6 protein-coding genes and 1 pseudogene are annotated in these 9,608 nt (G+C 75.1%); 4 read left to right on the top strand and 3 right to left on the bottom strand.

Annotated features, from left to right (window positions below; translation table 11 throughout):
• The 3 genes and pseudogenes from RM812_RS27040 to RM812_RS27030 all read left to right on the top strand — a co-directional run.
• A pseudogene (locus tag RM812_RS27040) lies at positions 1-382 on the top strand (hydrogenase expression protein); the annotation flags it as partial.
• The gene (locus RM812_RS27035; RefSeq protein ID WP_311577299.1) at positions 358-828 is read left to right on the top strand and encodes a hypothetical protein; all 471 of its coding nucleotides are present in this window, start codon (positions 358-360) and stop codon (positions 826-828) included. The pseudogene RM812_RS27040 and the gene RM812_RS27035, both read left to right, overlap by 25 nt.
• A gap of 102 nt (positions 829-930) precedes the next feature.
• Positions 931-2,397, top strand: a complete 1,467-nt coding sequence (locus RM812_RS27030) for an RICIN domain-containing protein (RefSeq protein ID WP_311577284.1) — start codon at positions 931-933, stop codon at positions 2,395-2,397.
• A gap of 136 nt (positions 2,398-2,533) precedes the next feature.
• Here RM812_RS27030 and RM812_RS27025 read toward each other — a convergent pair whose 3' ends face one another.
• The 3 genes from RM812_RS27025 to RM812_RS27015 form a co-directional block, all read right to left on the bottom strand.
• A complete protein-coding gene (locus tag RM812_RS27025) occupies positions 2,534-4,558 on the bottom strand; it encodes an ATP-binding protein (protein ID WP_311577296.1) in 2,025 nt (674 codons plus the stop codon).
• Between the two features lie 140 nt (positions 4,559-4,698).
• A complete protein-coding gene (locus tag RM812_RS27020; protein WP_311577281.1) occupies positions 4,699-5,385 on the bottom strand; it encodes a DUF4255 domain-containing protein in 687 nt (228 codons plus the stop codon).
• Between the two features lie 152 nt (positions 5,386-5,537).
• On the bottom strand, positions 5,538-6,293 hold the full coding sequence (locus RM812_RS27015) for a helix-turn-helix transcriptional regulator (RefSeq protein ID WP_311577278.1): 756 nt from the start codon (positions 6,291-6,293) through the stop codon (positions 5,538-5,540).
• Positions 6,294-6,650: 357 nt separating this feature from the next.
• Here RM812_RS27015 and RM812_RS27010 point away from each other — a divergent pair, with 357 nt between their 5' ends.
• Positions 6,651-9,494, top strand: coding sequence for an AAA family ATPase (locus RM812_RS27010; RefSeq protein WP_311577276.1), 2,844 nt, complete (start codon positions 6,651-6,653; stop codon positions 9,492-9,494).
• Positions 9,495-9,608 lie beyond the last annotated feature (114 nt).

The raw sequence follows: 9,608 nt of genomic DNA, 5'->3' as shown, positions 1-9,608 counted from the left end.
TGTGGAGGGTACGTACATCCAGCGGGGGTTCCTGCCGCGCTGGCTCGCGACGTTCTTCGGGATCGCGCTGGCGTTGACCATCGCGTTCGTGATGATCTGGATCGCGTACAAGCCGCAGGTCCGTACCAGTGCCACGGAGCAGGTCCAGCAGGCGGGCACCGCGCTCGCGCCGAGTCCCAGCGCCAGTGCCGCGCTGGAGGTGGCGCCCCCCAGCACGGCCGAGTCGCCCGTCCAGGCGCCGCCCCAGCAGCCCGAGACCGAGGAACCGAAGGCGACGGCGGCGACGGCGGAGGGGACAAGGACGGCGAGGGCGGCAAGGACAAGGGGAGCGGCGATTCCGAGAAGCCCGAGCCCCCGGTGCGCACCGCGGCCACGGCGGTGAAGGAGGTCGCCGCCCGCAGCGAGGGCCGGCACATCTGCTACCGCGCCTACGTGGCGGACCACGGCTGGCAGGACCCGGTGTGCGACGGCGCCGAGGCCGGCACGGTCGGCAAGAACCTCCCGATCAAGGCCCTGAACATCGCGGTGTCCGGGACCAAGGGCGTCTTGGGCAACGGGGCCCACGTCGTCGAGGGATGGCTGACCGGTTCCCGGTGGAGCAGCGCCGCCGAGGGCGTCGACATGTACCTCGGGAGCACCAAGGAGGTGGTCTCGCCCCTCGAGGGGTTCACCCTCAAGACCGTGGAGGGCACCGTCTGCCCGAACACCCACGTGAAGGACAAGGGCTGGCTGCGGCAGGGCTGCACCGAGCCCGCCGCTTGGCGGTACTTCGGCAGCGACATGGCGAAGGACAAGCTCCAGCTGGAGGCGGTCAGGATCACGGTCTGACGGCGCCGGGGTCCGGACAACCGTGTCATCAGGTACATCCGGGCAACCAGTACTGCCCCGAGGTCCGCTGACGGTTCGCCGACCCGCCCGTAGCCTCGCCATGTGAGCCTTTGGACTTCCCTGGAGCCCGCGTCCGCCACCGTCGACCCAGGCAGCAGCACGCGTGTGCGCCTGAGGGTGCGCAACACCGGTGACGTGGTGGACGAGTACCGGTTCGAGCCCGTCGGGGACGTGGCGCCCTGGACGACGATCGAGCCGCCGACGCTGCGACTGTATCCAGGGACGACGGGGACGGTGGAGCTGACCTTCGCGCCGCCCCGCACCCCTGACGCGACCGCGGGTCCGAATCCGTATGCGGTGCGGATCACGCCGACGGAGCATCCGGACGCGGTGACGGTTCCGGAGGGGAACCTGACGATCACTCCGTTCACCGAGGTGCGGGCGGAGTTGGTGCCTCCCACGGTGAAGGGGCGGTTCAGGGGGCGGCCCAGGCTGGCGGTGGACAACCTCGGCAATACGAAGGTGACGGCGTCGGTGTCCGGCAGTGACACCGGGGACCATCTGTCGTACGAGATCCGGCCGGGGAACGTGCAGATCGAGCCGGGGCGGGCGGCGTTCGTCGAGACGACGCTGAAGCCGCGGCAGATCATCTGGTTCGGGTCGAAGGAGGAGCGGCCGTACACGCTGGCCGTGCGCCGTTCCGGGGTCGATCCGACGGATGTGGAGGGTACGTACATCCAGCGGGGGTTCCTGCCGCGCTGGCTCGCGACGTTCTTCGGGATCGCGCTGGCGTTGACCATCGCGTTCGTGATGATCTGGATCGCGTACAAGCCGCAGGTCCGTACCGGTGCCACGGAGCAGGTCCAGCAGGCGGGCACCGCGCTCGCGCCGAGTCCCAGCGCCAGTGCCGCGCTGGAGGTGGCGCCCCCCAGCACGGCCGAGTCGCCCGTCCAGGCGCCGCCCCAGCAGCCCGAGACCGAGGAACCGAAGGGCGACGGCGGCGACGGCGACGGTGACGGGGGCGGAGGCGGCGGAGGGGGCGGTGAGGAGAAACAGCCCAAGAAGCCCGACGCGGAACCGGCCGTGGTGCCGGCCAGCAACGTCGTGCTGCGCAACACCACCACCACGTTCTGTGCCGAACTCCCGGGATTCGGGCAGGGGAAGGTCGACGGCCCCGTCCAGCAGTCCCACTGCGACCGGACCGACGGCGACAACCAGCTCTGGGACCTGGAGGTGAGGTACCCGAAGGGCGGCCCCGGCGGGACGGCGCTCTTCCAGATCCGGAACGTCAAGGACCGGCTCTGCATGGACCTCCCGAACAAGGGGTCGAACCCGTACACGACGCCCGTCACCGAGTTCCCCTGCGCCGGCACGACCGAGGACAACCAGCTCTGGTGGGTCGAGAAGCAGGAGAGCGGTGCCTACTGGATCCGCAACTTCGCCAGCAACAACGCTTGCCTGGACGTCGCCGGCTCGGCCGTCGAAGTCGTCGACGCCAAACTGGTGATCTTCGACTGCTCCGGCTCCGACGACGCGGAGTGGGAGATCCTCCCGAAGGAAGACGCCTGAGCCCCGCGCTCACCGGCCGCCTCGCCCCCACGGGGCCGGCGGCCGGGCGGGCAGGGGTGACCGGGGGACGGTCAGGGTAGGGGGAGACCAGGGGACGGCCAGGACGGTCAGGGGAGCCGAGGCGGGCGGTGGCCCGCTACCAGTTCGCCTCGCCCGGAACCAGCCGCCCCGCCTTGCGGTACTCACGGCGGGCGCCCTCCAGGAGGTCGCCCGCCGTCACCTTGTCCCCGCGTCCGGCGGCGAGGTAGGCGGCGGTGACCACCGCGCTGCGGATCGACCCGCCGGCCAGCTCGAAGTCCCGGGCCAGCGGGGCCGGGTCGATGTCGTCGGCGGACGGGACGTGCGACAGGCCGTGCCGCCACAGCGCCAGGCGCTGCCCGGCGTCCGGGAACGGGAAGTCGACCACCAGGTCCAGGCGCCGCGTGAACGCCTCGTCGATGTTGGCGCGCAGGTTGGTGGTGAGCAGGGCGATGCCGTCGAAGGACTCCAGGCGCTGCAGCAGGTAGGCGCTCTCCATGTTGGCGTACCGGTCGTGCGAGTCCTTCACCTCGGAGCGCTTGCCGAAGACGGCGTCGGCCTCGTCGAAGAGGAGCACGGCGTCGGTGCGGTCGGCCTCCGTGAAGATCCGTTCGAGGTTCTTCTCGGTCTCGCCGACGTACTTGTCCACGATCGACGAAAGCTGGACCACGTAGAGGTCCAGGCCCAGGTCGGCCGCGACCACCTCCGCCGAGAGGGTCTTGCCGGTGCCGGACTCGCCGGCGAACAGACCGAGGACGCCCCGGCCGCGCCCGCCGCCCGCGCTGAGCCGCCAGTCGCCGAGGACGCGGTCGCGGTGACGGGCGCGCAGGGCGAGTTCGCGCAGCTGGGTGAGGGGCCCTTCGGGCAGGACCAGGTCCCGCCAGTCCACGGCGGGCCGGATCCGGCGGGCATGGCTCTCCAGGCCGGAGGCCGACTGGCGGCGGGCGGCGAGCCGGACGTGGTCGGCGGTGAGCGGGCCGCCGTCGAAGGCCGCGAGGGCGCGGGCGGTGTGCGCGGCCCGCTGGATGCGGTCGCCGCCGAGGCGGTACGGGGCGACGGTGGCGGCCAGGTCGAAGCCGTCGGCGTCCGTGCCGAGCGCGGCCTGCCAGGCGCTCGTGCCGCCGGCCCGGCGGCCCGGCGCGTCGAGGACCAGGGGGTCGTCGGGGGACCAGTGCGGGTCGTACGGGCGGGGGTCCGTCATCAGCACGGTCACGTCCGTGGCGGCGGTCAGCGTCCGCAGCAGCGGGCCCGGTTGCTCGGGCAGCCCCACCACCACGACGGCACGGCCGCCGAGGCGGGCCTCGCGCAGCAGTTCGGGGACGTGGTCCTCGGGGGCGGAGCAGCGCAGTGCGTCGAGTCCCGCGGCGCGCAGGGTGGAGGCGAGGACGGCCAGACCGTCCCCCTCGCGCTGTTCCCGCAGGTAGGCGGTGAGCGGGCCGTCGTGGAGCCGGGCGGCCAGCCGGTGCGCGAAGGCCTCGGCGTCGGGGCCGGCGGGCAGCGGTTCCGGCATCGGGCGCAGCTTGCCGAGGAGCGCGGCGTCCGGGGTGTCGTCGCCGAGGAGATGGCCGATCAATCGGTCGGGAACGCGCAGGGAACGGGAGAGGAAGGGGCGCTCGGGCTCCTCGACCTCCAGCAGACCGAGGGCGCGCAGCGGTGCCGAGGAGTGCAGGCGGGCGCGGGCCGCCGACGTGTGCGCGGGCACCCCGCACAGGTCGAGGGCGAGGCCCACGGTGGCACGCCGGCGGCTCACGTCGTCGTTGAGGTAGCCGTAGAGCGGCTCGAACGAGCGGTCGACGTCGGGGGCGAGGGCGATGAGCAGGACGAGGGTGTCCCACTCGGTCAGCCCCATCCGCCCGGCCAGTGACACCAGCCGGTCACCCGGGTCCGCCGGGCCGTCGCCGACCCGGTGCGGCGGTGGGGCGTCGGCGGCCTCAGGGGCGTCCGGGGCGTCACCGGACGGCCAGGTGCGCAGCAGATGGCGTACGGCCTCGTCGGACAGGTACAGGCCGCGCAGCGGGTCGTCGGCCGTCGGGTCGCCGGCGGCGCGGCTCTCGACCAGCGCGGCCACCCGTTCCCGCAGGCCGCTGACGTGGGCGAGCAGCGCGTGGGCGGGGTCGTCGCGCGCGTCGGGGACGTCGGGCACGCCGTCGTACGTGTCCGGCGTCGGGGCGGTGGCGTACGTGTCCGGCGTCGGAGCGGCGGCGTACGTGTCCGGCGCCCGGACACCGGGGTCGTTCTCGTCCGGGCCGGGCGACGGGGCACCGGCGGCGGCGTACGGGGCGCTCACGGCGAGTCCGGGCGGCGGTCCGTCGTGCCGCGGCCGATGCCGCGGGCCGCGCGGGCGGCCGCCACCTGGTGGGGCCGGTGGGAGCGCCCGGTGGTCTCCGCCGCGTCGCCGTCCAGGTCGTGCACCCGGACCGTCACGCCCTCGGTGACCGGCGGTCCGGCGTCGTACTCCGGGTAGGCCGGGAAGGGCGCGGTCACCACCAGGTCCAGGGACGGCTTCAGCTCGCCGCCCAGCGCGGACCAGATCTCGGCGAGGGAACGGGACTCCGTCTGGACCCCGGACACCGTCAACGGCACCGACAGGCCCAGGGACCCCAGGGCGCCGGGGAGTTCGGTGGGGGGCAGGGACTCGCGCGGCAGCAGCGTCGCCAGGACCGCGGAGAGCAGCCGGTGTTCGTCCTGCGGGGTCTTCGTCCAGGCCGTCACCAGGTACGACAGCCGGAACCAGCGCGGCGGCTGGCGGCGGCGCACCACGATGTCGCGCTCGTCGCGCACCGGCACGTGGCCGCGCCGACGCCGGGCCACGTCCTCCCGTATGTCGTACAAGTACGTGTTGACCACGGGGGCGTTGCGTCGGGCCGCCCAGTCACGGGTGGGTGCCTCGAAGGCCACGTCGATGCCCGAGCCCGTCAACGCCCCGCCCGCGAGGAGGCGCTTGAGGGCCTCGTCCACCTCGTGGATCACACTCGTGCTCCCGCTCTGCCGTACTGCACGCTGCCGTCCGTCACCGATCGTGCCCCGGGTGCCGTCCTGCCCGCAGGCGCGTCAGGGACGGCGTCCGGGCAGGTCGCCTTGCCCGTGCGGCCCCGGAGGGCCGCTCTCGATTGCCCGTTCGGTCAGATGTAGCCTTCCCTGAGGGCATAGGCCACGGCGTGCGCACGGTTGCGCAGATGCAGTCGCGTGGTGAGCCCGTGCATGACGTTCTTGACGGTCCGTTCGGAGTAGGACAACTTGCCGGCGATCTCCCCGGTGTCGAGGCCCTCGGCGACCAGTCGCAGGACGTCCACCTCTCGGGGTGCGAGACCCAGCGACGGGGCGCCGGGGCGGCCCGCCGCGCCCCGGTGCAGCGTGCCCACCTGGCTGATGAGCCGGCCGAGCAGGTCCGCGGGCAGGTCGCCGTCGCCGCGGGAGGCGGCCAGCACCGCCTGCACCAGCCGGTGGGCGGTGGCCTCGTGGCGCCAGACGATCGCGCCGACACCGCACTCGACGACGTCCAGCAGTTCGTTCTCGCGGATCGCGCCGACCACGAGCACGGCGCGCGAGCCCTCGCTGCGCACGATCCGGCGCAGCCGGGTGAGCGCCGCCTCGTCGAGCGCGTCCTCGATGAGCAGGGCCACCGTGCCGGGGCCGGACTCCTCGCGCAGGTCGATCTCCGGGTGCCGGCGCAACTGGCTGATCGCGCCCTCGCGGCTGATCGGGTCCGGGGCGGTCACCGCCACCGGGACGCGGCGGTCGGGGACGCCGACGGCACCGGTGGTCGAGCCGACGGTGCCGGTGGTCGTGCCGGCGGTGCCGGTGGTCGTGCCGGCGGTTCCGATGGCTGCGACCGCCCCGATGCTGGATGTGGTGGTGCTCCGGGGTGAGTTGAGCAACCGTTTCCCCCCTGTTCACGAGCCCGCCATGCGGCACGGGCCTGCGGCGGATGAGCGTGTCCCACACTTCTGGGACTGCTGGGACCGCGCAATCGTGGAGCACCACGAGGGACACCACGAGATCAGTGCGGCGACCCCCGAGAGGTGGCCGTCGAGCGCGTGTTTCAGCAGGTCAGCAGGGTCTCGCGCGAGGGTGGGCGGGATCGTGGCGCGGCATGCGCACCACCGTGAGCATCGCCACAGCCACCGGTCCTGCCGCGGCACTTCCTTCCCCGGAGTGGGCCACCTCACACCACCCTCGTCCGCGTTTGCACGTCTCACAGGCCGGGGGAGCGTCATCCACCACAGGAGGCACCGATGACCGGACCGCTCCGCGAACGCGACGACGCGCTGGCGCTGCTCGCGGCCGAGACCGAGCGCGCCCGGACGGGCACCGGCGGCCTCGTCCTGCTGCGCGGCGCCACCGGCACCGGCCGTACCGCCGTACTGGAGGCCGCCGCCCGGCACGCCGCGGACCGCGGCCTGCGGGTGCTGCGCGCGCGCTGCTCGCCCGAGGACACCGGGGTGCCCTTCGCCACGGTCCTCGACCTCCTGGGAACGGTGCCGGACTTCGCCGACGTGGCTCCCGGCGGCGACGACCGCGGCAGCGCGGCCCGGCTCTGGCGGCTGCTGCGCTCGTACGCGGCCGAGTGCCCGCTGCTGGTGGCCGTGGACGACGTCCACCTCGCCGACGACGCCTCGCGCCGCTGGCTGGTGGAGGCGGCCCGGCGCGTCGACCGGTTACCGGTACTGCTGGTGGTCACCGAGCGCAGCCAGTACGACATCGACCCGCGGCCCGCCGGGCTCACCCAGGCCCTGTCGCCCTCCCTGGTGCGCACCCACACCCTCGCCCCGCTCAGCGACGCGGCGGCGGCCGGGCTGGTCCGCGCCGTCTTCCCCACGGCCGGACCGCGCTGGACGGCGGAGTGCGTACGGGCCGGCGCCGGCAGTCCGCTGCTGCTGCACGCCCTGCTCGACGACCTCGGCGGCACCCCGGGACAGGGGGGTGCCGCGCCCGACGGCGCCCCGCCCCTGCCCGACACCTGCGCCGCGCTGTACCCCGGGGCCTACCCGGCGGCCGTCTCCTGGTGGCTGAACAGCGCCGGGTCCGCCACGGCCGACGTGGCGCGGTGCCTCGCGGCGCTGGAACAGGCGACGCCCGCGGGACCGGCCGGCGGTGACCCGGCCGACCTCCTCGCCGAGGCGGCCGGCGCCGACCCCGCCCGGGTCGCCGGCTGGCTCGCCGCCATGACCCGGCTCGGTCTGCTGCGCCCCGACGCCACCGGCCGCCCCCGCTACGCGCATCCGCTGCTGCGCGACGCCGTGCTGACCGGCTGGCCCCGGCCCCGCCGGGAGGCGGCGCACCTGGCGGCGGCCGAGGCCATGCTGCGCCGGGGCGACCGGGTCGAAGCGGTCGCCCGGCACCTGCTGCGCGCACCGGCCGTCGGGCTGCCCTGGGCGCTGCGCGTCCTGCGGGACGCGGTCACGGTCGCCGTGCACGACGCCCGGCCCGGCGACGCCGTCGGCTATCTGCGCCGGGCGCTGGACGAGCCGCTGCGCGACGACCTCCGGCAACGGCTGCTGACCGAACTGGGCTCCCTGGAGTACGCGTCGGCCGACGCCCCGGCGGCCATCGCGCGCCTCGCCGAGGCCCAGCACCTGCCGGCCGAGCCCCGCAACCGGGTGCGTACGGCCGTCGCCCTCGGCACCGCCCTGGCCGCCCGCGGCGAGGTCCGTACGGCCATGGAGGTGCTGCGCCGCACGGAGAGCCGGCTGTCCGGCCACCCGGAACTGGCCCGCACCGTGCAGGCCGCCGGCGCGCTGCTGTCCGACGAGGACCTGGCGACCCGGCAGGAGGTGTACCGGTGGCTGTGCGAGACCGGCGAGCGCTCCCCGGAGCTGGTGGGCACCGCCGGACAGGCGCTCCTCGTGCGGTACGCGTCCACGGCCGGGCTGGTCTCGGCCCAGGAGGCGATGCGGCGGGTACGGACGCTGCTCGCGCAGCCCACCGACCCGCTCGCCGAGCCGTTCCTGCTGGGCACGGCGGCCGCGGTCGCGCAGTGGGCCGACGAACTCGACGAGGCGGACCGGCTCGTGGAGCGGGGTCTGGCCGGGCAGCACCCCGCGCTGCTCCATCCGATGCAGCACGCGCTCCTCAACACCCGGGCCGACATCGCCGCGGCCCGCGGCGACTACGCGCGCCTGCTCGCCGCCGGGCCCGGAACCGACGCGGTGGGGGACCCGGCCCGCTCCCGCACCGGCCCCTCCAACCGGGACGCCCACGCCCTGATGGCGCTCGTCCACACCGGCCGCACCGACGAGGCACAGCGCCTCGCCGACCGGTTCGACCTGCGCGAGGTGGCGGAGAACTGGGAGTTGAACCGCTACCTGTACGCGCGGGGCGTGCTGCGGGCCGCCACCGGCGACCCGGCGGGCGCGCTCCACGACTTCCTGGAGTGCGGACGGCGCCAGGCGGCCCGCGAGGTGGTCAGCCCGGTCGTCACCCCGTGGCGGACGGCGGTCGCGGAGTGCCGGATGGCCCTGGGCGGCGGCCCGGAGGCGCTGGCCCTGGCGACGGAGGAGCTGCGGCTGGCCCGGGTGTGGAACACCCCGCGCACCGTGGGCCGCGCCCTGCGGGTGCTGGGCACCGCGACCGGCGGACGACGCGGCCTGGAGCTGGCCGAGGAGGCCGTACGGACCCTGCGGGACGCGCCCGTCGACACCGGCACGGAGCTGATGGCCGCGCTGCTCGCCCAGGGCCGCCAGCTCCTCGCCGCCGGTGAAGGCACCCGCGCCCGCGCCCGCCTGCGCGAGGCGGCCGAACTGGCCGAACGCAAGGGCGCCCTGCGCTGGCTCACCCTGGCCGGGCAGGCCCTGCGCGAGGGCGGCGCCCGGGGCCCCGTGGCGTCCCGCACCGGCGCCGGGGCGCTGACCGGCAGCGAGCGCCGGATCGCCGAACTGGCCGCCGCCGGCCGCACGAACACCGAGATCGCCGACCTGCTGCACCTCGCCCGGCGCACGGTGGAGACCCACCTGACCAGCACCTACCGCAAGTTGCGGATTCGCCGCAGGACGGAACTGCCGGGCGCGCTGGGCCGGGAGGGGCGCCGGGAACGAGGGCAGGAGCGGCCCCGGGACGCCTGCCACAGCCCTGGGGGCTGAGGACCGGCCGGTGCTGTCAGGTGTCAGGCACCGACCTGTGGCGCAGGCGCGCAGGCGCGCAGGGGCGCCGGGTGCGCGGCCCCGAGCCGCCCCTCGGATTCCGGCCGGGCGCAC

This window comes from Streptomyces lancefieldiae (assembly GCF_031845825.1).
Lineage (GTDB): Bacteria > Actinomycetota > Actinomycetes > Streptomycetales > Streptomycetaceae > Streptomyces > Streptomyces lancefieldiae.
This window is presented reverse-complemented; position numbering and strand designations above follow the sequence as displayed.